This window comes from Tenacibaculum sp. SM2510 (assembly GCF_057002845.1).
The window spans coordinates 1571111-1595678 of the sequence record NZ_CP192703.1 but is presented as its reverse complement, the minus strand read 5'-3'; the positions used below and the strand labels follow the sequence as shown (position 1 = coordinate 1595678).

The 24568-nt window shown below is 32.5% G+C and carries 26 protein-coding genes; 16 read left to right on the top strand and 10 right to left on the bottom strand.

Translation table 11 applies throughout. The annotated features are described in order from the left end of the window. From ACQ629_RS07240 to ACQ629_RS07200, 9 genes are all read left to right on the top strand, one after another. Complete coding sequence (locus ACQ629_RS07240) at positions 1-738, top strand: metal ABC transporter ATP-binding protein (RefSeq protein ID WP_483703596.1); 738 nt, start codon at positions 1-3, stop codon at positions 736-738. Then, the gene (locus tag ACQ629_RS07235) at positions 738-1862 is read left to right on the top strand and encodes a metal ABC transporter permease (protein ID WP_483703594.1); all 1125 of its coding nucleotides are present in this window, start codon (positions 738-740) and stop codon (positions 1860-1862) included. Before ACQ629_RS07240 ends, ACQ629_RS07235 begins: the two co-directional genes overlap by 1 nt. After that, positions 1855-3015, top strand: coding sequence for a metal ABC transporter permease (locus tag ACQ629_RS07230; protein WP_483703592.1), 1161 nt, complete (start codon positions 1855-1857; stop codon positions 3013-3015). Before ACQ629_RS07235 ends, ACQ629_RS07230 begins: the two co-directional genes overlap by 8 nt. 69 nt (positions 3016-3084) lie before the next feature. Further along, complete coding sequence (locus tag ACQ629_RS07225; protein WP_483703590.1) at positions 3085-6210, top strand: UvrD-helicase domain-containing protein; 3126 nt, start codon at positions 3085-3087, stop codon at positions 6208-6210. A 65-nt stretch (positions 6211-6275) separates the two neighbouring features. Further along, positions 6276-7469 (top strand): glycine C-acetyltransferase, encoded by a 1194-nt coding sequence (kbl, locus tag ACQ629_RS07220; protein WP_483703588.1) that lies wholly within the window; start codon positions 6276-6278, stop codon positions 7467-7469. A gap of 119 nt (positions 7470-7588) precedes the next feature. Beyond that, positions 7589-8947, top strand: a complete 1359-nt coding sequence (locus ACQ629_RS07215) for an OmpA family protein (RefSeq protein ID WP_483703586.1) — start codon at positions 7589-7591, stop codon at positions 8945-8947. 180 nt (positions 8948-9127) lie between these two features. Continuing rightward, positions 9128-10639, top strand: a complete 1512-nt coding sequence (gene atpD / locus ACQ629_RS07210; RefSeq protein ID WP_483703584.1) for a F0F1 ATP synthase subunit beta — start codon at positions 9128-9130, stop codon at positions 10637-10639. A 39-nt stretch (positions 10640-10678) separates the two neighbouring features. Next, positions 10679-10972, top strand: coding sequence for a FoF1 ATP synthase subunit delta/epsilon (locus tag ACQ629_RS07205; RefSeq protein ID WP_483703582.1), 294 nt, complete (start codon positions 10679-10681; stop codon positions 10970-10972). Positions 10973-11066: 94 nt separating this feature from the next. Beyond that, on the top strand, positions 11067-11345 hold the full coding sequence (locus ACQ629_RS07200) for a Sec-independent protein translocase subunit TatA/TatB (protein ID WP_483703580.1): 279 nt from the start codon (positions 11067-11069) through the stop codon (positions 11343-11345). A gap of 6 nt (positions 11346-11351) precedes the next feature. On the opposite strand, the gene ACQ629_RS07195 is transcribed toward ACQ629_RS07200, so the two are convergent. The 5 genes from ACQ629_RS07195 to ACQ629_RS07175 all read right to left on the bottom strand — a co-directional run bounded on the left by ACQ629_RS07195 (position 11352) and on the right by ACQ629_RS07175 (position 14329). Beyond that, positions 11352-11993 carry an O-methyltransferase gene (locus ACQ629_RS07195; RefSeq protein ID WP_483703578.1) on the bottom strand — a complete coding sequence of 214 codons (642 nt, stop codon included), beginning with the start codon at positions 11991-11993 and terminating at the stop codon, positions 11352-11354. Between the two features lie 82 nt (positions 11994-12075). Then, the gene (locus tag ACQ629_RS07190; RefSeq protein ID WP_483703576.1) at positions 12076-12336 is read right to left on the bottom strand and encodes a hypothetical protein; all 261 of its coding nucleotides are present in this window, start codon (positions 12334-12336) and stop codon (positions 12076-12078) included. A gap of 6 nt (positions 12337-12342) precedes the next feature. Further along, positions 12343-12915, bottom strand: coding sequence for a sigma-70 family RNA polymerase sigma factor (locus ACQ629_RS07185; protein ID WP_483703574.1), 573 nt, complete (start codon positions 12913-12915; stop codon positions 12343-12345). A gap of 15 nt (positions 12916-12930) precedes the next feature. Next, entirely contained in the window at positions 12931-13854 is a 924-nt protein-coding gene (locus ACQ629_RS07180) for a TolB family protein (RefSeq protein WP_483703572.1), read from the bottom strand. A gap of 1 nt (position 13855) precedes the next feature. Further along, entirely contained in the window at positions 13856-14329 is a 474-nt protein-coding gene (locus tag ACQ629_RS07175) for a nuclear transport factor 2 family protein (RefSeq protein WP_483703570.1), read from the bottom strand. Between the two features lie 171 nt (positions 14330-14500). On the opposite strand from ACQ629_RS07175, the gene panB reads away from it, so the two are divergent. From panB to ACQ629_RS07145, 6 genes are read left to right on the top strand one after another with little or no spacing between them, the layout of a single operon-like run. After that, complete coding sequence (panB, locus tag ACQ629_RS07170; RefSeq protein ID WP_483703568.1) at positions 14501-15319, top strand: 3-methyl-2-oxobutanoate hydroxymethyltransferase; 819 nt, start codon at positions 14501-14503, stop codon at positions 15317-15319. 45 nt (positions 15320-15364) lie between these two features. Next, positions 15365-16303: a 2-hydroxyacid dehydrogenase gene (locus ACQ629_RS07165; RefSeq protein WP_483703566.1), complete on the top strand. Its 939-nt coding sequence runs from the start codon at positions 15365-15367 to the stop codon at positions 16301-16303. 25 nt (positions 16304-16328) lie between these two features. Then, the gene (locus ACQ629_RS07160) at positions 16329-16787 is read left to right on the top strand and encodes a DUF1801 domain-containing protein (protein ID WP_483703564.1); all 459 of its coding nucleotides are present in this window, start codon (positions 16329-16331) and stop codon (positions 16785-16787) included. Beyond that, on the top strand, positions 16787-17176 hold the full coding sequence (locus ACQ629_RS07155) for a VOC family protein (RefSeq protein ID WP_483703562.1): 390 nt from the start codon (positions 16787-16789) through the stop codon (positions 17174-17176). The genes ACQ629_RS07160 and ACQ629_RS07155 overlap by 1 nt, the downstream gene beginning before the upstream one ends. Positions 17177-17210: 34 nt before the next feature. Next, positions 17211-17492 (top strand): TM2 domain-containing protein, encoded by a 282-nt coding sequence (locus ACQ629_RS07150; RefSeq protein WP_483703560.1) that lies wholly within the window; start codon positions 17211-17213, stop codon positions 17490-17492. A gap of 17 nt (positions 17493-17509) precedes the next feature. Further along, positions 17510-17821, top strand: a complete 312-nt coding sequence (locus tag ACQ629_RS07145) for a hypothetical protein (protein ID WP_483703558.1) — start codon at positions 17510-17512, stop codon at positions 17819-17821. A gap of 55 nt (positions 17822-17876) precedes the next feature. Here the strand turns inward: ACQ629_RS07145 and bioB are convergent, their stop codons facing one another. The 4 genes from bioB to ACQ629_RS07125 form a co-directional block, all read right to left on the bottom strand. After that, on the bottom strand, positions 17877-18977 hold the full coding sequence (bioB, locus tag ACQ629_RS07140) for a biotin synthase BioB (protein ID WP_483703556.1): 1101 nt from the start codon (positions 18975-18977) through the stop codon (positions 17877-17879). 557 nt (positions 18978-19534) lie between these two features. Then, positions 19535-20953 carry a flotillin family protein gene (locus ACQ629_RS07135; RefSeq protein WP_483703554.1) on the bottom strand — a complete coding sequence of 473 codons (1419 nt, stop codon included), beginning with the start codon at positions 20951-20953 and terminating at the stop codon, positions 19535-19537. A 9-nt stretch (positions 20954-20962) separates the two neighbouring features. Continuing rightward, positions 20963-21535, bottom strand: coding sequence for a hypothetical protein (locus ACQ629_RS07130; RefSeq protein WP_483703552.1), 573 nt, complete (start codon positions 21533-21535; stop codon positions 20963-20965). A gap of 57 nt (positions 21536-21592) precedes the next feature. Beyond that, a complete protein-coding gene (locus tag ACQ629_RS07125; protein WP_483703550.1) occupies positions 21593-22735 on the bottom strand; it encodes a beta-ketoacyl synthase N-terminal-like domain-containing protein in 1143 nt (380 codons plus the stop codon). 66 nt (positions 22736-22801) lie between these two features. On the opposite strand from ACQ629_RS07125, the gene ACQ629_RS07120 reads away from it, so the two are divergent. After that, positions 22802-23269 (top strand): cytochrome c oxidase assembly factor Coa1 family protein, encoded by a 468-nt coding sequence (locus ACQ629_RS07120; RefSeq protein ID WP_483703548.1) that lies wholly within the window; start codon positions 22802-22804, stop codon positions 23267-23269. Here the strand turns inward: ACQ629_RS07120 and bioA are convergent. Further along, complete coding sequence (gene bioA / locus ACQ629_RS07115) at positions 23255-24520, bottom strand: adenosylmethionine--8-amino-7-oxononanoate transaminase (protein WP_483703546.1); 1266 nt, start codon at positions 24518-24520, stop codon at positions 23255-23257. The genes ACQ629_RS07120 and bioA overlap by 15 nt on opposite strands. Positions 24521-24568 lie beyond the last annotated feature (48 nt).

The window sequence follows — 24568 nt, the reverse complement described above, 5'->3', positions numbered from 1 at the left end:
ATGGAAGCAAAATACGCAGTAACAGTTGATGATTTAACGGTTGCTTATAACTATAAACCGGTACTTTGGGATATTGATTTAGCAATTCCTGAAGGAGTTTTAATGGCTATTGTTGGGCCAAACGGTGCAGGTAAATCTACCTTAATAAAATCTATTTTAGGAATTATAAATCCGATAGCAGGAAGTGTTTCTATTTATGGAAAACCCTATGATAAACAACGAAAATTAGTTGCTTATGTTCCGCAAAAAGGAAGTGTAGATTGGGATTTTCCTACGACAGCTTTAGATGTTGTTATGATGGGAACTTATGGTAGTTTAGGTTGGATAAAACGACCAGGAAAAGCACAAAAAAAAACAGCATTAGAAGCACTAGAAAAAGTGGGGATGTTAGCTTTTAAAAGTAGGCAAATCTCTCAGCTTTCAGGAGGCCAACAACAGCGTGTTTTCTTAGCGAGAGCCTTGGCACAAGATGCATCTATTTATTTTATGGATGAACCTTTTCAGGGAGTTGACGCGACTACCGAGGTTACCATTATTAATATTTTAAAAGAATTGCGAAAAGCAGGAAAAACAGTAGTTGTAGTACATCACGATTTACAAACTGTTCCTGAATATTTCGACTGGGTAACTTTTTTAAACGTAAAAAAGATAGCAACAGGCCCTGTGAAAGAAATTTTCAATGATGATAACCTAACGAAAACTTACGGAATTAATTATAAAGTAAGTGTGCAGCAGTAATGGATTTACAAGAATATTTTAAACTCGTTTTTTCAGATTATACACTTCGAACAATCACTATCGGAACCGCTATTTTAGGTGCTATTTGTGGTATGTTGGGTAGTTTTGCGGTGCTAAGAAAACAAAGTTTATTAGGAGATGCAATTTCACATGCATCACTTCCGGGTATTGCCATTGCGTTTTTGATTACAGGTACAAAAGATACTAATGTTTTATTGTTAGGAGCATTGATAAGTGGATTAATCGGAGCTTTTTGGATACGCGGAATTGTAAAAAACACGCATTTAAAAACAGATACTGCTTTAGGGCTAATTCTTTCTGTTTTCTTCGGATTCGGAATGTTACTTTTAACTTTTATACAGAAACTACCAAACGCAAATCAATCAGGTTTAGATAAATTTTTATTTGGTCAAGCAGCAACATTGCTAATTAAAGATGTTTGGTTTATGGCAATCGTTACAGCTATTTGTTTAGCGGTATTATTGCTTTTTTGGAAAGAATTTAAACTCTTATTATTTGATGCTGATTATGCAAAAACCTTAGGTTTTAATATAAAATTTATAGATGCTTTAATAACTTGTTTCATCGTATTAGCGATTGTTTTAGGATTGCAAACAGTAGGTGTTGTTTTAATGAGTGCCATGTTGTTGGCGCCAGCAGCAGCAGCACGTCAATGGACAAACAGCTTAAGTACCATGGTGGTTTTAGCAGCTGTTTTTGGTTCGCTTGCCGGTGTTGTGGGTACGGGAATTAGCGCAAGTCAATCTAATTTATCAACAGGGCCTGTAATTGTGTTAGTTGCCGCAGTATTTGTAGTGTTTTCATTTGTTTTTTCACCTTCAAGAGGGTTACTTTTTCGTCAAATTCGTTTTTTAAAGAACAGACGCGATTTACAGTTACATAAAACCTTGTCTTTTATGTTTGATTTGGTGAAAACACATGAAGATAAATCGCATCCGCATGCGGTAAGGATTTTAAATAACTTTCAAGGATATACAAGAGGTACTTTAAAAGAATTAGAAGAAAAAAAATATATAAAAGTGCAAGGTAAAATGTGGTCGATGACGGAAGAAGGATATCAGTTTGCAGGTAATTTGTATAATCAACATATAGAAAATGAGTAGTGCTCAGATAGAAATACAATTAATAGCAAGTTTAGTAGCAGTGGCTTGTGCAATACCTGGTGTGTTTTTAGTGTTACGAAAAATGGCATTAATTAGTGATGCAATTAGTCATTCTATTTTACCAGGTTTGGTAATTGGTTTTTTTATTACGCACGATTTAAATTCTCCTTTATTAATTTTAATGGGAGCATTATCAGGAATTTTAACTGTGGTATTGGTTGAGTATATTCAAAAAACCAAATTAGTAAAAGAAGATACGGCAATTGGTTTAGTATTTCCGGCATTGTTTAGTATTGGTGTGCTTTTGATAGCCAAAAATGCAAACGATGTTCATTTAGATGTAGACGCTGTTTTATTGGGTGAATTGGCTTTCGCCCCGTTTGATAGATTGTTAATCAACGGAACAGATATTGGACCGAAATCATTATGGATTATAGGAACAATATTAGTAATTACCTTAAGCCTTTTAATTGCTTTTTTTAAAGAACTAAAAATAAGTACGTTCGACGCTGGTTTGGCAACAGCCTTAGGTTTTTCGCCAATTGTAATTCACTACGGATTAATGAGTGTGGCATCGATAACAACAGTTGGAGCTTTTGATGCAGTCGGAGCAATATTAGTTGTAGCCTTAATGATTGCACCAGCGGCCACCGCTTATTTATTAACGAATGATTTAAAGAAAATGTTAGTTTTTTCTGGGTTATTTGGTGTGTTTTCGGCCATTTCGGGTTATTGGGTAGCGCATTGGTTAGATGCTTCAATATCTGGATCTATGATTAGTATGCTTGGTTTAGTGTTCTTTTTTGTGTATTTATTAGCACCCAACAGAGGGTTAATTTCAGTAATTTACCGAAACAGGCAACAACAAAAAGAAGTGCAATTACTTACTTTTTTGTTGCACTTAAATAATCATACTGAAAAAAGAGAAAGACATATTAATCATTTAAATGAACATATAAATTGGCATAAAATAAAAGCTAAATCAATTGTTGATTTAGCAGAGAAAAATAATATGATTGTTATAGGAAATCAAATTATATCACTTACCAAAAAAGGAAAAATCTTTACCGAAAAGGCAATAGATTATATTATAACTAACGACGATTCTAAGATTGAATCAATGAAAAAAGATTTCTTTTTGTTTAGAGGATAAACAACAATATTTCTGCTCTCTGCTTTCTTATTTTCTTTAAATAGGTTACTTTGCATAAAAAAATAACCTGTGCAAAATTCTTCTAATTTTGAAGTGTACAATGCTTCTGCTGGTAGCGGAAAAACGTTTACGCTTGTAAAAGAATATCTAAAAGTTTTATTGAGTTCTGATGATATTTTCACCTTTCAGAAAATATTGGCAATTACATTTACCAATAAAGCTGCTGGTGAAATGAAAGAGCGTGTATTAGAAAATTTACAAGAATTTTCTGAAGGAAAAGAAAATGATTTGTTTCAAATTATTATCAATGAAATTACAATTGATAAACAAACCGTTAAAGACAGAAGTAAGAAAATATTAGATGCTGTTTTACAAAACTACTCCGCTTTTTCAATTACTACGATTGATAGTTTTACACATAAAATAATTAAAAGTTTTGCGTACGATTTAGGATTGTCGCTAAATTTTGAGGTTGAAATGGATGCTGTTTCTTTATTAAATGAAGCTGTTGATGTATTAATTTCTAAAATTGGAACTGATAAAGATTTAACGAAATTATTAATTGATTTTTCACTTGATAAAGCAGATGATGATAAATCGTGGGATATTTCTCTTGAGTTAAATGAGTTTTCTAGAATTTTATTAAATGAAGATGATACCAAACATTTTAGAAAGCTCGCAGATAAAAAACTAGCAGATTTTACGAGTTTAAAAAGTAAACTATCTAAACATCAAAAAGAGATAAAAACTCAATTTTCAGCAATTGGGTCTCAGGGAATAGCGATTATAGAAACGGCACAAATAAATCATAAAGATTTTTATCGCTCGATGTTGCCGAATCATTTTTTGGCGTTGTCTCAAAATCCAGAGAAAGCAAAGTTTTTCGAAGATTCAAAGCTTCGCGAACGTATCGAAGAAAATAATTTTTATGCAAAATCAAAATCAGACGACATAAAAAATGCTATTGAAAGTGTTTTGCCAGAATTGTTGAACTTATACAGTCAATCAGAAGAATTGTATCAGCAATTTTTAATGAACAAATTGGCATTAAAAAGTATCATTCCGTTAGCAGTTTTAAATCATATTAATTTAGAGTTAACAGATATAAAAGAAGAAAATAATATCCGATTAAATGCCGAGTTTAATCAATTAATTTCTGACAATATTAAAGATCAACCAGCGCCGTTTATTTATGAAAGAATTGGGCAACGGTTTATGCATTATTTTATTGATGAAATGCAAGATACATCGGTCTTACAATGGCAAAATATAATTCCGTTAATCGACAATGCATTAGCGCAAGAAAAAAGTAATTTGTTGTTGGTTGGTGATGGTAAACAAGCTATTTATCGTTGGCGTGGCGGTAAAGCAGAGCAGTTTATTTCTTTAGGCTCGGATATTGAGAATCCCTTTCATGTTCCGAAAGAAATAAAAACATTAGAGACTAATTATAGAAGTTACACGGAGGTAATTGATTTTAACAATCAATTTTTTCAGCACACGTCAAACTTTCTTCAAAATGAAAATTATAAGCAATTATTTATTGAAGGAAATCAGCAGTTAACAACGGCAAAAAAAGGCGGATACGTTTCGTTGTCTTTTTTAGATAAGGAAGAAGAAAAAGAAGATGAGGTTTTAAAATACCCGAAGAAAATATTAGAAACAATTAAAAGTTTAGAGACTGAGTTTTCTTTGAATGAAATTTGTGTATTAGTTCGTAAGAAAAAAGACGGAATTGCAGTGGCAAATTATTTATCTGAAAACGGAATTAACATTATTTCTTCAGAAACATTGTTGTTGCAAAATAGCTCGAAAGTAAATTTTATTGCTAATGTTTTACAAGTAATTCAACACCCAAATGATAAAGAAGCATTACTAGAAGTGTTATATTTTTTACATGAACATTTAGAGTTGAAAACGAAAAAAAATGCTTTTATATCAGCAATGATTCATCAGCCAAATGATGCAATTTTTAAAGAGTTATTAGGCTACCAAGTATCTTTCGAATTAGCTGATTTTCATCAATTACCGTTTTATGAAAAAGTAGAAGAAATCATCCGAAGTTTTAAATTGATAAACTCTTCAGATGCCTATGTGCAATTCTTTTTAGATGTGGTTTTAGAACAACAGAGAAAAGGAACGAGTATTCAGGAGTTTTTAGATTTTTGGGAAGATAAAAAAGCAAATTTAAGCATTGTGGCTCCCGAAAGTGGAAACGCTGTTCAGGTAATGACGATTCATAAATCGAAAGGACTAGAATTCCCGGTGGTTATTTTTCCGTACGATTTAGAAATTTATCGACAAATAAATCCGAAAATTTGGTTGGATGATTTACCTGCCGATTTTGAAAATTTTAAGGAATTATTAGTGCCGTTTAATAAAGATTTAAAAGCTATAAACGATCGAAGTTTAGAAATATATAACCAACAAAGAGAGGAACTAGAATTAGATAATTTTAATCTTTTGTATGTAGCTTTAACGCGTTCGGTAGAACAGTTGCATGTAATTACCGAATATAAAATTACGGCTAAAGGAGAAGAGAATGTTAATTTTTATTCGGGAATATTCATCAATTATTTAAAGGAAAAAAATCTGTGGAATAATGATCAATTAGCATATTCTTTTGGAGATATAACGCGAATAAGTAAACGTAAACAAATCGCTTCTTTAGCAGAGGTTCAAGAAGAATTTATATCTACGCCTTGGCAAGAACACAATATTCATATGTTAGCAAGTGCTTCTAAATTATGGAACACCGAACAAGGAAAAGCAATTGAGTTTGGAAACTTGATTCACGAAATGATGGCGAAAATTACAACCCAGCGCGATGTAGAGAAAATAGTGAATCAATACGAGCAACAAGGTGTAATAGATAAAGAACAAGCAAAAACGATTAAAACGGATATTAATAAAATTGTAAGTCATTCTGAATTGCGGCATTATTATTCACAAGAAGTAACTATATATAATGAGCGTGAAATTGTTGATGTTGATAATCAGATTTTAATTCCCGATCGATTGGTGCTTGGTACGAATAAAGCAGTAACTATTATCGATTATAAGACAGGGAAACCATCCAAGAGTTATCACCAACAATTATTACGATACGAACGTGTATTAAAATCAATGAATTTTAAGGTAGATAAAAAACTACTCATATATATTAATGAAGAAATTTTGGTTGAAGAAGTTTAACAATTAACTTTGACCCTTTAAATATAAATACCACATCGATTGTAGGTGTAACTAAAATATAAATTATGTACGGAAAAATAAAAGAACAATTACAGCAAGAAATTCAAGAAATTAAAGAGGCCGGATTGTACAAGTCAGAACGTATTATTACATCATCTCAAGATGCGGCTATAAAAATAGCAACCGGCGAAGAGGTAATTAATTTTTGTGCGAATAATTATTTAGGATTGTCAAATAACCCCGAAGTAATTCAAGCAGCAAAAGATACTATGGATACGCATGGTTTCGGAATGTCGTCTGTTCGTTTTATCTGTGGAACACAAGATATTCACAAACAACTAGAAGCAAAAATTGCAGAATTCTATACAACTGAAGATACGATATTATACGCTGCTGCCTTTGATGCAAATGGTGGCGTTTTTGAGCCGTTATTAACAAAAGAAGATGCTATTATTTCAGATAGTTTAAACCATGCTTCTATTATAGACGGAGTTCGTTTGTGTAAAGCAGCTCGTTATCGTTATGATAATAATGATATGAGTTCTTTAGAAGCACAGTTAATTGAAGCGAATAAACAAGAACACCGTTTTAAGATTATTGTTACTGATGGGGTTTTCTCTATGGATGGAATTGTAGCAAAGCTTGATGAAATTTGTGATTTAGCTGATAAATACGATGCAATGGTAATGGTTGATGAATGTCATGCTACAGGTTTTATCGGTAAAACTGGTCGTGGTACTGTTGAGCTTAAGAATGTAATGGATCGTGTTGATATTGTAACTGGTACCTTAGGAAAAGCACTTGGTGGTGCTATGGGAGGTTACACAACAGGAAAAAAAGAAATTATAGAAATATTACGTCAGCGTTCTCGTCCGTATTTATTCTCAAACTCATTAGCGCCATCTTTAGTAGGAGGTGCATTAAAAGTTTTTGATTTAATTTCTAACGATACTTCTTTAAGAGATAAACTAGAGTGGAATACAAATTACTTTAGAACAGAAATGGAAAAGGCTGGTTTCGATTTAGTAGGTGCTGATGCGGCTATAGTGCCAGTTATGCTATATGATGCGAAACTTTCTCAGAATATGGCAAATAAGTTATTAGAAGAAGGGATTTATGTGATAGGTTTTTTCTTTCCTGTTGTTCCTAAAGAAAAGGCAAGAATACGCGTGCAATTGTCAGCTGCGCATGAAAAAGAACATTTAGATAAAGCGATTAAAGCTTTTGTAAAAGTAGGGAAAGAGCTGAAAGTGATTTAAATATCTTAGATGAAAACTTGCATTTATTGTAAGTTTTTGTAGATTTGCTTTTGTAAATAAGTTTTAACAACTTACATTTGCTTAATATATAAACGAACTTTTAATTTAAATTTTTTATAATGAAACAAATCAAATTAGCTGTGATAGCTTTGTTTACGTTCGCTACTTTAGGAACGATAAACGCACAAGATTCAGACAACCCATGGGCGGTTGGGTTTGGAGTTAACGCTGTAGACGTTAGAATTCCAACTGAATTTTCAGATTATGCAAAAGATTATATCGGTACTGGTGACTGGAATGTGCTTCCGTCAATCTCTAGAATTGCTGTAGGAAAGTATTTAAACGATGGTTTTACTTTACAGTTAGCTGGGTCTTTAAATAAGATTGAAACAGTAAGAACTAAAAATGATTCAGATGAACTTTACTGGGCTATCGATGCAAACGTAAAGTACGACTTAAATAACTTAGTAGGTCAAACTTCTTGGTTTGATCCTTATGTATATTTAGGGGGAGGTTATACTTCTTTAGCTGATCAAGGTGAAGGGATGTTAAATGCTGGTTTTGGTTTCAATACTTGGTTTAACGATAACTTAGGTTTAAACTTTCAAACTGGTGGTAAAAAAGAATTTAGTGATAAAGTACAAGATCACTTCCAACATTCAGTTGGTTTAGTGTTTAAATTTGGTGGTACTGATACTGATGGTGATGGTGTTTTCGATAAAGACGATGCTTGTCCAGAGGTTGCAGGATTAAAAGAATTTAACGGATGTCCTGATACTGATAATGACGGAATCAAAGATGCTGATGATGCATGTCCTGAGGTAGCTGGTTTAGCTGCTTTAAACGGATGTCCTGATACTGATGGTGATGGTATTGCTGATAAAGATGATGCTTGTCCTACTGAAAAAGGAACTAAAGCTAATAACGGGTGTCCTGATACTGACGGAGATGGTGTTGTAGATGCTAAAGATAAGTGTCCTGCTGTAGCAGGTCCTGCTGATAATGCAGGTTGTCCTTGGCCAGATACTGATGGTGATAGCGTTTTAGATAAAGACGATAAATGTCCTAAAGTTGCAGGTGTTGTTTCTAACAACGGATGTCCTGAAGTAGTAATTACTAAGGCAGCTGAAAAGAAATTAAATGATTTCGCAAGAGCTATCTATTTTAACTCAGGGAAAACAACTTTTAGAGCTGGAGTTTCTGGTAAATTAGATTTAATTGCTGCGATCATGAAAGAATATTCTAAAGCTAAATTTAGTATTCAAGGTCACACAGATAGCCAAGGTAGAGCTGCTAATAACAAAAAATTATCTGAAAGAAGAGCTAAGGCTGTTTTAGATTATTTAGTAGTTAAAGCTGGTATTGCTAAGTCAAGATTAGTTTCTGCTGGATTTGGTGAAGACTATCCTATTGCTGATAACAAAACTAGAGCTGGAAGAGCTCAAAACAGACGTGTTGAAATTAAATTAACAAAGTAATTTAATTAAAACCTAAGTTTTATGAAAAGCCTCACATCTGTGAGGCTTTTTTTTGTGTAATATTTTTAGTAAAAATAGCATGAAAGACTTTTTAAATTCCGCTAAAAAAATTACCTTTGCACTTTGAAAAATGAGCTAAAGCTCACATAGCAAATTAAATAACTTTAATTACATATAGTAATGTCTACAATAACAGGTAAAGTTTCTCAAATTATTGGTCCAGTTATCGATGTTGAGTTTAATACAGAAAATGCTGAATTACCAAAAATTTACGATTCATTAGAAATTAAAAAAGCTGATGGTTCAATTTTAGTATTAGAGGTTCAACAACATATAGGTGAAGATACAGTTCGTACTATTTCAATGGATGCGACAGATGGTTTAAGTAGAGGTACAGAAGTAATCGCTACAGGAAGCCCAATTCAAATGCCAATAGGAAGCGATATTTATGGTCGTTTATTTAACGTAACTGGTGATGCTATTGACGGATTAGGTAATTTACCTAAAACCGGTGATGCAGGATTATCAATTCACCGTCAAGCACCAAAATTTGAAGACTTATCAGTATCAACAGAAGTGTTGTTTACAGGTATTAAAGTAATTGATTTAATTGAGCCGTATGCAAAAGGAGGTAAAATTGGATTATTTGGAGGAGCAGGAGTAGGTAAAACAGTTTTAATTCAAGAGTTAATTAACAACATCGCAAAAGGACACGGAGGTTTATCTGTATTTGCTGGTGTAGGTGAAAGAACTCGTGAAGGAAACGATTTACTTAGAGAGATGTTAGAATCAGGAATTATCAAGTATGGTGATGATTTTATGCACTCTATGGAAGAAGGAGGATGGGATTTATCTAAAGTAGATAAACCAGGAATGAGAGACTCTAAAGCTACTTTCGTATTCGGACAAATGAACGAGCCACCTGGAGCAAGAGCACGTGTTGCATTATCTGGTTTAACAATTGCTGAATATTTCCGTGATGGAGCAGGAGAAGCACAAGGAAAAGATGTTCTTTTCTTCGTAGATAACATCTTCCGTTTTACACAAGCAGGTTCTGAAGTATCGGCATTATTAGGTCGTATGCCATCAGCAGTAGGATACCAACCAACATTAGCTACAGAAATGGGAGCAATGCAAGAACGTATTACTTCTACTAAGAAAGGTTCTATTACATCTGTACAAGCAGTTTATGTACCTGCAGATGATTTAACAGATCCAGCACCAGCAACAACGTTTGCCCATTTAGATGCAACTACAGTATTATCTCGTAAAATTGCAGAATTAGGTATTTATCCTGCAGTAGACCCATTAGATTCTACTTCAAGAATTTTATCTGCTGAAGTTTTAGGAGCTGAGCACTATGATACAGCAACAAACGTAAAAGAAATTTTACAACGATATAAAGAATTGCAAGATATTATTGCAATTTTAGGTATGGAAGAATTGTCTGAAGAAGATAAATTAGTAGTTCACAGAGCACGTCGTGTACAACGTTTCTTATCTCAGCCTTTCCACGTAGCTGAACAGTTTACAGGTATACCAGGATGTTTAGTTGATATTAAAGATACTATCAAAGGATTTAACATGATTATGGATGGTGAATTAGATAAGTATCCTGAAGCAGCGTTTAACTTAAAAGGATCAATTCAAGAAGCAATTGATGCTGGTGAGAAAATGTTAGCTGAAGCATAGTTTAAATAACAATTAACAATAATTAATTCTATTGAAATTATGTTTTTAGAAATTGTAACTCCAGAAGCTATCTTGTTCTCATCAGAAGTAGATTCTGTTACTGTACCAGGTATTAACGGTGAATTTCAGATGTTAAATAATCACGCACCAGTTGTGTCTATTTTAAATCAAGGAACCGTAAAAGTACATGTGCATACACAAAATCACTTAGTTTTTGATGATTTACATGGCAGCATATTAAGTTTACCAGAAGATGATAAAGTGTTAACTTTAGCTATCAAATCTGGAACTTTAGAGATGAAAGATAATAAAGTAATTATTCTTGCAGATTAATTACTTAAACATCATAAAAAAAAGCCAAACATAAAGTTTGGCTTTTTTTATTTTATAAAGAATTTAACTATTGATTTTAATTATCTTTGTACTAATGAATACAGTATTTTTATTTATAGGAGGCCCAGAGATTTTTGTAATCTTGTTATTAGTCGTTATGTTATTCGGAGCAGATAAAATCCCTGAAATAGCTAGAGGACTAGGGAAAGGTATACGTCAGGTTAAAGACGCTACAAATGATATTAAAAAAGAAATAAACAATAGTGCCAAAAATCAGGGTATAGATACCGACTTTGTAAAAGACATAAACAAAGAGGTAAATGAGGTTAAAGATAATATAGATGATTTTACTGGGCCTATAAAACGTAGGTAGTAAAAATCACTTAACTCTACTTATCGTTAATCCGTCTCTAATAGGTAATAAAACAGTTTCTAAGCGATTATCTTCGTTTAGTTTTCTATTGTATTCTAAGAGAACTTTGGTGTCGATATCTTTCGGATTTAGTTCTTCTACTACTTTTCCACTCCAAAGTACATTGTCAGATAGAATAACACCACCACTATTCATTTTTTCAATAATTAAATCGAAATAATTTAGATAATTTGATTTATCAGCATCTATAAAAACTAAATCGAATTTAGTGTCTATTGTCGGAATAATATCAATAGCATTTCCTATGTATTGCTGAATCTGATTTTTATAATTTGATTTTTGAAAATAAGTACTTTGTAATTCTTCTAATTCTTCATTCTTATCAATAGTATAAAGATTTCCGTCTTTAGTTAAGCCTTCAGCTAAACACAGTGCAGAGTAACCCGTATAAGTACCGATTTCTAAAATAGATTTTGGATTAATTAATTTTGAAATCATCGATAAAACTCTTCCTTGAAAAGCCCCGCTTAACATTCTTGGATTTAATACTTTTTGCCAAGTTTCCTTAGTTAATTCTTGCAATATTTTTGGCTCTTGTTGTGAGTGATTAACAACATAAGTATCAATTTTTTCAGGAAGAAAATGCATGGTTTTATTTTTGACTCAAAGGTATAAAAAAACGGAACTCATTATAAAATAAATTCCGTTTCAATCTTAAAAAACAAGCACATTAATTAAATTTACGTAATTGTTCTTTTAGGATGTCTTTATCTTGGTTAGATAAACATTTTGTTTCGCTTTTACAATTAGCGGCTTTCATTCTAAAAATATCAGACATTCTACTATTTTGTTTAGTATACGTCGCACATATTTTACAGATTATTAAATGCCAATTAAGTTGTGTTTTTTCATAAAATGAAGCTTCTCCATATTGTGCTTTATCACAAATTGTGGTTGCTTCATTACATGTTAATTTAAATTTTTTAAACATTACCTTTTACTTGTTAAACCAATTTTTTTCCATACAACTTCTTAACTGTGTTCTTGCTCTGTGGATGATTACCCATAGGTTCGACGGAGTGATATTTAATTCCTTACAAATTTCGTCGGTCTCAAACTCTTGAATGGTTTTCATTCTAAAAACCATAGCGTATTTTTCAGGTAAATTATCGATACAGCTATCTAATTGAGATTTCAATTCTGCATTTTCAATACCTTTATCAATCTCATTATCCCAAGACTGTGGTACACGTTCTTCAATCCAATCTCCTTCATTCTCGCCATTTTCATGAAAATTCATCCTAACTTCGGCCTTACCTTTGTTAGAGTTTATTTTTCGATAATGATCTATTACTTTTCTTTTTAATATTGAAACCAACCATGTTCTTTCTGTTGATTTTCCTTGAAAATTTTTAGCAGACTTAAGTCCGGCAAAAAAAGTTTCTTGAACTAAATCTTTAGCAATATTCGAATCATTTACACGTGCTACAGCATAATTAAATAAATAATCAGCATAAGCATCTACCCAGTTATTTGGAGATAAAGTGTTGGATTTGTTTGTTTGGTTCATTACCCCAAATATAAGTTAATTTTTATTTAATGAAGTCTTGTATATTCTACTTAATCCATTAGGATTACTATTAATAAAATTAATAGTCTCTCTCAATGTTTTTCTTGTTTTAAAGCTTTTAGGAATAATACTTTTATTGGTAGTAAAATATAGCGTGTTCGTGGTTGTGTCAACAAACGGACAATAATCTAATTTTTTACTATTAATTTCCTTGCCTAAATTTTTTGCAGGTAACCAATTGTTATTATTATCTTTTTTACTGATATATAAATCTCCTCTACCCAAATCATCTTTCCTCCCATACGATGTAAATATGATAAAGCTTTCATCTGGAGAAACAAAAGCATTAAATTCATATTTTTCTGAATTTACATTATTACTTAACGAAACAGGTTTGGTATATTTATTATTAACAAACCTACTTACATATATATCTTCTTTTCCTTTTGAATTCTCATAAGAAGCAGTAAAAAAAAGATCGCCACTATTTGTAACCGAAGGATAAAATTCATCAGCTAAAGTGTTAATTATTGGCCCAACGTTTATGGGTTTAGACCACTCATCAGCCAATGTGTTTCTTGTAACATACCAAATATCAATATCTTTTTTTATTGCTTCAGAAGCATTGTTTTTTCTGTTAGAAGCAAAAAATAATTTTAATCCATTTGGAGATAAAAAAGGTTCTAAATCTTTATGCTGACCAGAAAAAGAAACTGTTTTAGGTTTAGTCCAAAGATTATTTATTTTTTTTGAAAAGGCAATAAATGAATATTCTTTGGTATAGCTTTCTACAGTAAAATAGAATTCATCACCATTATTATTCATGGAAAAATCCCTAACATTAGGTAATCCATAAAATAATTCAGGTAAGAGCATTTTAGCTTCTTGAGCATTGATATTTTGAACAAGTAATAGTAAGATAATTAATATTTTTTTCATTTTATTTCTTTAAAGATTTACAATTATTTTTACGTCTCATATCTACTAAGTAAATTATTTTCCAGCTTCCATTATCATTAAATAGTTGAAAAGAATTTGCGCCACAATGACTAATTTTTTTATTTAAATAAAATTCATAGGGAGTCCAAACGGAAGCTAAATTTCCATCAATATTAATTTGCCAAGAAATAATTTTTTCTAAATAAGTATGTTCACTTTTTTTATTAGTAATTCCTGTTAGGAGTTTTTCTTTACTATCGGTTACTAATTTTTTATTTCCCTTTTTATCCGTAAAAGTAGTTTGTATTTTAATTGTTGAATGTAAGGTTGAACTCACCAAGGTACTATCGCCTTTATGAAGTCCGTCAAAAAAACTTTCAATAGTCTTTTTTACAGCCATTTTCTCTGTATTATTTTGTGCGTTAACAACGGTCGTAAGAATAAAAAGAATAAGAAATGTAATTATTTTAGGCATAGTCGTTTGGCTTTTAAAAAGTAAAACTATTAAAAAAGAGCTCTCATAAATTATAATTAACACAAGATTAACGACTCTTATAAATATTAACTAATGTATTGCGAACTTACATTTTAGAGATAATTCAAGCGAATAATTGCGTATTTTTACAATCAAGAAAACTTAAAAACAATGTCAGTAGCTAAAAAACAATATAAAAGAGTAACAACGAAGTCTTTAGTAGATATGAAAGCAAACGGAGAAAAAATCTCTATGCTTACTGCTTATGATTATACGATGGCAAAAATTGTAGACGGAGCGGGAATTGACGTGATTTTGGTTGGTGATTCAGCATCAAATGTAATGGCGGGTCATGAAACTACTTTGCCTATCACTTTAGATCAAATGATTTATCATGCAAGTTCGGTTGTAAGAGGTATAGATCGTTGTTTAGTTGTAGTTGATTTACCTTTTGGTAGTTACCAATCAGACCCTAAAGAAGCATTGCGTTCTGCAATTAGGATTATGAAAGAATCTGGAGGACATTCAATAAAATTAGAAGGAGGTAAAGAGGTAAAAGACTCTATTAAGCGCATTTTAAATGCAGGTATTCCGGTAATGGGACATTTAGGATTAACACCTCAATCTATCTATAAATTCGGAACCTATACAGTAAGAGCAAAAGAAGAGGAAGAAGCAGACCAGTTAATGCAAGATGCTTTAATGTTAGAAAGAATTGGGTGCTTTGCTCTTGTTTTAGAAAAAGTGCCAGCAGGTTTAGCTAAAAAAGTAGCAGATGCGCTTACAATACCCGTTATTGGTATTGGTGCGGGTGCTGGGGTAGACGGACAAGTATTAGTTACCCATGATATGATTGGAATGACACATGAATTTAACCCTCGTTTTTTACGTAGGTATTTAGATTTGTATTCTGAAATGACGGGCGCTTTTCAAAATTATATAGCCGATGTGAAATCGCAAGATTTCCCTAGCGAAAAAGAACAATATTAAATTGAAAAGTCTTCTGAAAAGAAGGCTTTTTTTATCATATAAAAAATGAAAATACTTCACCTAGATTCAAACCATTCATTACTTTTAAATCAATTGAATGATTTAGGTTTTATAAATAAAGAAGATTATAAATCATCAAAGTCAGAAATAGAAGCTAAGATTTATCAATACGACGGAATTATCATCCGAAGTAGATTTTCTATTGATGCTACTTTTTTAGACAAAGCAATCAATCTTAAGTTTATTGGTAGAGTAGGTGCTGGTTTAGAAAATATAGATTGTGACTATGCTGAGAAAAAAGGCGTGTATTTAATTTCGGCCCCTGAAGGAAACAGGAATGCCGTTGGTGAACATGCTTTGGGAATGTTGTTATCGCTTTTTAATAAATTGAATAAAGCAGACAAGGAAGTTAGAAACGGAAAATGGTTGCGTGAAGAAAATCGCGGAATTGAACTCGACGGAAAAACGGTCGGCTTAATTGGCTACGGTAATATGGGGAAGTCTTTTGCAAAAAAACTTCGTGGTTTTGATGTAAATGTAATTTGCTACGACATTAAGCCAAATGTTTGTGATGAAAATTGTAAGCAAGTTTCATTAGAAGAATTACAAGAGAAATCGGACGTGTTAAGTTTGCATACTCCACAAACCGAATTAACTAAGAATATGATAAATGCAGATTTTATCAATGCTTTTTCTAAACCTTTTTGGTTACTAAATACAGCAAGAGGTAAATCGGTTGTTACTACCGATTTGGTTGATGCTTTAAAATCTGGTAAAATATTAGGAGCAGGCTTAGATGTATTAGAATACGAGAAAAAATCTTTTGAGAATTTATTTGTAAATCAAGAGATGCCATCAGCATTTAAATATTTAATAAATGCGGATAATGTATTGCTTTCTCCGCATGTTGCAGGTTGGACAGTTGAAAGTAAAGAGAAATTAGCACAAACAATAGTAGATAAAATAAGAGCAAAATTTTGTTAACTTGTAGCTTATAAAATCAGTTATCATGAAATACGAAGCCAATTCACCTGAAGAATATATTGCGCAAGTTCCGGAAGAGCGACAAGCAGTTCTAGAAAAACTGCGTAATACTATAAAAAATAATCTTCCGAAAGGCTTTGAAGAAGGCATGAGTTATAATATGATAGGCTATTATGTACCACATACTATATATCCAGATGGTTATCATTGTGATACAAACTTGCCTCTTCCGTTTATAAATATTGCATCCCAGAAAAATTCAATCAATTTATATCATAGCGGAATTTATGCTAAAATAGAATTATATGATTGGTTTGTTACTGAATATCCGAAGCATTGTAAACGTAAATTAGATATGGGTAAAAGTTGTATTCGGTTTAAAAAAATAGAGGAGATTCCGTTTGACTTAATCAAAGAATTGTGCGTAAAAATGACAGTTAAAGAATGGATTGCTATTTATGAATCAACTATAAAAAAGAAATAATGAAAAAAGGTAAAGTTTTAGGAATTGGCGGTGTGTTTTTTAAAACCGAAAATGTATCAGAAACCAAAGATTGGTATAAAAATAATTTAGGTTTTAATACGGATGACTGGGGTTGTACTTTTTGGTGGAAGGATAACGAAGGAAAAAAAGCATCTACACAATGGAGTCCGTTCACAAAAGATACCAAACATTTTCAGCCGTCAGAGAAAGACTTTATGTTTAACTATCGAGTAGAAAACTTAGTAGAGTTATTAGAAGAGCTAAAAACAAAAGGAGTGCAGGTTTTAGGCAAGGTGGAAGAGTATGATTACGGTAAGTTTGGGTGGATTATAGATTTAGATGGAAATAAAATTGAATTATGGGAGCCAAAAGACGAAGCTTTTTTATAAATTCGGCATCAACTAATTATTAAAAACAAAAAAAATGAATGTAATTGATGAAAATGGAAGCGCTGTTCCAAACCAAGAAAGTAAACGAATTTTAGCAGGTATATTTGGTATTATTATAGGTGCCCTTGGAATTCATAAATTTGTTTTAGGGTATACAAAAGAAGGCTTAATAATGTTACTGGGTACAATTCTTACTTGTGGTATTGCAGGAGCAGTCTTCGGAATTATTGGTTTAATAGAAGGAATTATCTATTTAACAAAATCTGATGAAGAGTTTGTACAGACATACCAAGTAAACCAAAAAGGTTGGTTTTAACCTAAAAGAACTTTTCAATGGAAGAAAGTGATAAAAAGTTAAAAGAAGGTTTAGATAAAGCAAAAGATGTTATGGATACCGTAACAGAAAAAGCTTCAGAACTAGCTGGTGAAACTGGCGAGCGTATTTTAGACGCTGTTGAAGATGTTAAGACTAAAGTTAGCGAAGTTTTATCTGATGAGTCAATCGAAAATATAAAAGAAAAGACTTCTGAGTTTATAAGTGAAGCAAGTGAACACATTGCAGATTTTGCTGAAGATGCTCAAGAAGAATTAAAAGAAGTCACAACAAAAACCAAAAGCTTCTTCCAACGTTTATTTGGAAAATAAAATAAAAGCCCTCTAAAAATATTTTTAGAGGGCTTTTTTTAATATGTAATTAATTTTATTGTTTTCTAAAGGCTAAAGCTTCTTGCTTTTTTTCTTCATTACGATCAATTTTATGGTCAGGCCTTGTCCATTTCGGTTTTTCACCTAAAGTTTCAAATTTAGAATCTTTTGCTTCAACCGATTGTGGTTGTACCTTTTTAGTAAATGGTTTTTGAGGATTCATTCCTAACATTTCAAACATTTTCATGTCTTCATTTACATCAGGGTTCGGAGTTGTAAGTAACTTATCACCTGCAAAAATAGAATTTGCTCCTGCAAAGAAACACATTGCCTGTCCTTCTCTACTCATTTGAGTTCTTCCTGCCGATAAACGTACTTGCGTTTCTGGTAAAACAATACGTGTAGTAGCTACCATACGCACCATGTCCCAAATTGCTACAGGCTTTTCATCTTCTAACGGCGTTCCTTCAACAGCAACTAGTGCGTTAATAGGTGTAGATTCTGGTTGAGGATCTAAAGTAGATAAAGCAACTAACATTCCTGCTCTGTCTGCTGCGTTTTCTCCCATTCCAATAATTCCACCCGAACAAACAGTTACATTTGTTTTACGAACATTACTAATCGTATCTAAACGATCTTGGTAACCACGTGTAGAAATTACTTCCTTATAATATTCTTCCGATGAATCTAAATTGTGATTATAGGCATATAAACCTGCTTCAGCCAAACGTTGTGCCTGATTTTCGGTAACCATACCTAAAGTACAGCAAACCTCCATATCGAGCTTGTTAATGGTTCTTACCATGTCTAAAACTTGGTCAAATTCTGGTCCGTCTTTTACATTACGCCAAGCAGCTCCCATACATACACGAGAACTTCCGCCCGATTTTGCTCTTAAAGCCTGTGCTTTTACTTGTTGAACCGACATTAAATCGTTTCCGTCAACATTGGTGTGGTAACGTGCCGCTTGCGGACAGTATCCACAATCTTCAGAACAGCCACCAGTTTTTATAGATAATAATGTAGAAACCTGCACTACATTAGGGTCGTGACTTTTTCTATGAATTGTTGCAGCTTCGTATAAAAGCTCCATTAAAGGTTTGTTATATATTTCAAGAATTTCTTCTTTGGTCCAGTTATGTCTTACTTCACTCATGAATTCAAGTTGTTTGTGTTGTCAAAAATAAAAAAACTAATTGGCTTTCTATTGTTTTTAGAAGCTATTTCCTGCTTTCGCTACTCGCTTTTTTTTCGGCTGTTCTCGATACAATTTTTTCATCCTTCAAAATTTACTCGAACAGACAGTAAAAAAGAGCTCAAACAAACCGCTATATCAGGGCTAAGCTTGCTTGCTAAGATAGAGCGTAACTTCTATATTTTGATGTTCAATTTCCATTCTTTATTGTCAGGTCGAGCGGAGTCGAGATTATTTTAAGCTTAACGAGTTCTCGACTCCGCTAGAACAGCTATATAATAGATGTCACTTAATTGCTTTTACTATAAATTACTTCCGTCAACCTGAACTCGTTTCAGGTTCTCACCATGAGTTAATACTGTTTGTTGTAAAGATGTGATTCTGAAATAAATTCAGAATAATTAACTTGTATCTAGTTCTGAATCAAAACGAATATTCATTAAAAATTTATAATCAAGAATTATCAGAAACAAAAATTCCGCTATGAAAGCGGAATTTTATACTTATTATTTTAAAGTTTAAGAGGGTGAATTATCCTCTTTAGCTTCTTCTATGTTTTTAGACGGTAGGTCTTTACCTTTTAAATACTCAGGCAACTCCATTCCGGCCATGTTAAACATTTCTTGTAAAGGTGGTACTGCTTTGTACATACCCGAAATAAAGTTAGAAGTTGATGTTTTTCCATCTTTCCCTCCACCGTTTTCCCAAACAGTAATTTTATCGATCTTAATATTTTTAATAGCTTCTGCCTGTGTTTTAACCAGTTCTGGTAATTTATCAGCAATTAAAAGTAAAACCGCATCTTTAGAGCTATTACCAGCTGCTTTTACAATTTGATCTAAACCAGCGGCTTGCTTTGTTAAAACTTCATATAAACCTTGTGCTTCTGCTTGTGCTTTAAATAAAATTGCATCGGCTTCACCTTTTGCAATTCTTCTAATATTTTCTGCTGTTGCTTCTGCATCAATTTCTACTTTTCTTTTATCAATTTCTGCAGGAACAATAATATCTGCTAATTGAGAAGAACGCTCTCTATCTGCTCTGGCAACTTCAGCTTCTTGCTCTGCAGCATACGATTCTTTTAAGGCGTTTGCTGTTTGTACTTTTTCTGATGCAATTGCGGTACGTTCTGCTTCTGCTTCACGTTGTCTACGTAAAGAATCAGAATTAGCAACAGCAATTTTTGCAGTATTTTCCCCTTCTACGGCTTTTGCATTTGCAGCAGCTACCTGACTTCTTTCGTCTTGTACTGCATTTGCTTCACCAATAGAACCATCTCTTGTTTTTTCGGCAACCGATTTACGAGCGGCGTTAATTGCATGTGCAGCGGCTTCTTTACCTAAAGCTTCAATATAACCAGATTCATCAACAATATCGGTAATATTTACGTTGATCAATTTTAATCCTACTTTCTTTAATTCTGTTTCTACACTCTGAGAAATATTGGTTAAAAACTTATCTCTATCATTGTTAATTTCTTCTATATCCATAGAAGCAACAACTAAACGTAACTGACCAAAAATAATTTCTTGCGCTAAATCTTGAATACTATCTTGATCTAAACCTAACAATCTTTCTGCAGCATTTTGCATAATTCCTGGCTCTGTAGAAACTCCAATTGTAAACCTACTTGGTACGTTTACACGAATGTTTTGTTTAGAAAGGGCGTTTACTAAATTTACTTCAATAGAAATTGGTGTTAAATCTAAAAACTGATAATCTTGAATTACCGGAAAAATAAATGCGGCTCCACCATGAATACATTTTGCTGATTGGCCACCACCAACTTTACCATAAACTACTAAAATTCTATCCGAAGGACATCTTTTATAGCGTTTAATTAAAGTGATAAATAAGATGAAAATAAATAGAATCGCAATAATGATTCCGATAGGTCCTGCAAACCCATCAATTTGTAATAGTGTTAGTTTTAGCATAGTCAATTTTTATTTTTGAGGTTCAATAATTAATAATCCGTTTGGTGTTACTTCAATTACTTTTATCACGGTTCCCTGTGTTAGATCGGTGTCGTAATTTGTTAGTGCTTCTAATTCTCTTAACGAGTTTTGTACTTTAACATGTACTTTTCCTATTTTAGATTTGTTGGCTCCTACGGTTAAATACACTTCACCAATTGCGTTTAGCGCATTTTTCATTTTTAAAGTTCCGCTAGAAGTTAATTTACTGATGTAGTAAAATAACGCAGCCATCGCTGTCATCATTAATAAACCACAGAAAATAGAAATAAATAGGGTAACACTTTTTGAGTTTCCAGCATCCATACTTGCAATTCCGCTCCATCCAAAAATGGTAAAAAAAGCAACCATATTTTTAAAAGTAAAAAACTGAAATCCTGCACCAGTATCTGCATCTATTTCGGCATCAACATCGCCTACGTCATCAGCGTCAGCACCCACAAAAGTACTTATAAGAACAAATAAAAATATTATGGTTGAAGCAATTGTAACAACCCAATACATTTTTTGAAAAGAAGTTAATTCATTAAACCATTCCATCATAAAGCAATTATTTTAATAAGTTACTAAAAGTAAATAAATAGACTGAAAGAAGCACTATTATTTCGTTAATAAAACAGAAACGGCATTCCCTCCAAAACCAACGGCATTTACTAATATGTTGGTTATTTTTTTAGGATGGTTTTGCTTTTTAGCAAACGGAACTTCAATTGCTTTTTGATGCTGTAAGATTAGTATAGCTAATTCTAAACTAAGTAAGCCAGAAGTACCGAAAGTATGCCCTACTTTCCACTTATTAGTAGTTAAGAAAGGTGTTTTGTTACAAAAAACTTTTTGAATGGCGTTAATTTCTGATGAATCTCCTTTAATGGTTCCTGGTGCATGCATTACAATAACATCAACTTCATCAGGAGAAATTGTGCCTAGAGCCATTTTCATAGATTTCTGAAAACAATCAGCATTTGCAGTAACCGAAGTATTGTGTTTTAAAACCTCTGTAGCATAACCTACACCTTTAATAAGCGCAATTGCATTTTCTTGAACTCCTTTTTCTAAACAAAAAATGGCAGCAGCCTCGCCTAAAACCATCGTGTTTCGTTTCTTTTCTAAATCGAAAGCTTTACACGGATATTCATCGGTTTCTTTCGAGTACACTTTTAACGCTTGCATTTGGGCAATCGTAAAATCGGTTAAAGAAGCTTCGCTAGCACCAATCATAAATTTTTCTGACATCCCTGATTGCAACCATGCAAAGCCGTTTAACAAAGAATGTAATCCTGTAGAGCAGGTTATAGAATGTGAAATTTCTGGTCCGTTACTTTGTAAATCATGGGCAATCCAAGAAGAAATATTTCCTAATGTAGTGGTTGGTGAACTTAAGGTTGATGATTTACCAGTTTCTAAAAATTCTTTGTGATATTTTTCAAATAAAGAAGTTGCTCCTCTTGACGAGCCAATATTAATTCCGAAGTTATCTTCAGAATTCCAATTCGTTTTTTCAATAGCCTTTCTTGCTACATACAAAGTATATATAACCGAATCGTCTAAATTTTTATACTTATTATCTGAATTTCTTATTGCTGCAATAGCAAGTTTATCTTGTTGATTCAAGCTACCTGTCCAAACATTTTTTCTTAGCGTTAAGAAATGTTTTGTATTTAAATAGTTTTCCCAAATTTGCTCTGGATTACTACCTAAAGCAGAAATTGAAGCAAACGAGGTAATAGAAATTGGTTCTTTCAACGTATTAAAGTTTTTACAAAAATAAAGGTAAAATGAAGCATTACGAAATAAATAAATATTTATATTGTGAAAAAAAGAGAACAAATGGAAGTGCAAGAACAAAAAAGTTGGTTTGGTAGAAATTGGGGCTGGGTAGTGCCTGTGGGTGGTTGTGGCTGTGGATGTATCGGACTTATTTTATTGTTCGTTTTTGGTATTGGCGCTGCGTTTTTTGGTATATCAGAAATGATTACAAATGCTACGCCTGTAGAGTATGCTATAGAACAAGCTTCTAAAAATAAAGAAGTACTTCGTTTTTTAGGGGAGCCAATTGAAAAATACGGAATTCCGTCAGGAAATATATCAATAAACAATGATGAAGGAGATGTTGATTTCTCAATTCCGATTTCGGGACCAAACGGAAAAGGAACATTAATTATTCGCGGAATAAGAACTAATGGCGAATGGATTTATGAAGATTTATATGTGCGTATTAAAGAAACACAAGAAGAAATAAATTTATTAGTTAAAGAAAAGGTTTTAGAAGATATCTAAAACCTTTTCGATAGTGGTGTATACTTTTTGTAACTGCTCTTTTGTAATTACATAAGGTGGTTGAATATAAATAGTGTTTCCTAACGGACGTAAAAACACGCCGTCATTCATAAAGTGTTTTAATAATTGATCTCGTAAAGTACCGTAACGATTCGCATTGGTTTTTAAATCGATTGCTAAAATTACACCTTTAGTACGTGTAGTGGTTACTTTAGGATGCTTTTTAATGCGTTCTTCAAACGTTTTGTGAGAAGCTATAATAGTTTGAATGCTTTCTTGAATCTCTGTGGTTTGTAGTAATTCGATACTAGCTAAAGCAGCGCTACAAGCAATAGGATTTGCAGAATAGGTATGACAATGAAAAAAACCTTTTGCAATATCATTACTTAAAAAAGTACTATAAATTTCTTCAGTACAAGAGGTAATTGCCATCGGTACTAAACCTGCAGTTAATGCTTTACTTAAACAAATAATATCTGGTTTTGTAGCAATTTCATCCGAAGCAAAATGATTTCCTGTTTTTCCGAATCCAGTCATCACTTCATCAGCAATCATTAAAATATTATTTTCTTTGCAGAAATTTAAAATCTCGTTTAAATCTTCTGCTTCATGAATTTTCATTCCGGCAGCACCTTGCACTAAAGGTTCGTAAATAAAGCCAGCAATATTATTTTTAGCAACGATTTCTTCTAACTGATTTAAAATTTCTTGATTATTTTTTCCATTCGGAACAGGAATACGCTCAATATCCATTAAAAAATCTTCAAACGGACCGTTGTAAGCTGATAAGCCAGAAACCGACATCGCACCGAAAGTATCACCATGAAAACCATCTTCAAAAGCAATGAAAGTAGTTCGTTTTTCGCCTTTATTAAAATAGTATTGCAAAGCCATTTTTATGGCAGCTTCTACCGCTGTTGATCCGTTATCGTTAAAGAAAATTCGGTTTTGATTTTCTGGAAGAATTTTAATCAATTCTTCGGATAATTTCACAGCAGGTTCGTGTGTAAAATCACTAAACATTATTTGATCTAATGTTTGCATTTGTTGGTAAACACGATTCGTGATAAAATCATTACAATGCCCAAACATACAGGTATACCAGGATGAAATGGCATCGATATATTCATTGCCATTTTCATCAGTTAAAATACATCCTTTGGCTTTTACAATTCCTAAACTATCAGGATGTGTTTGGTGTTGTTTTAACGGATGCCACAAATGTTTCTTATCTCTTTCTTGAAGTGTCATTTTTTATTTTTTCGTTATACTGATAATAGGTTCAACATCAAATTAGCA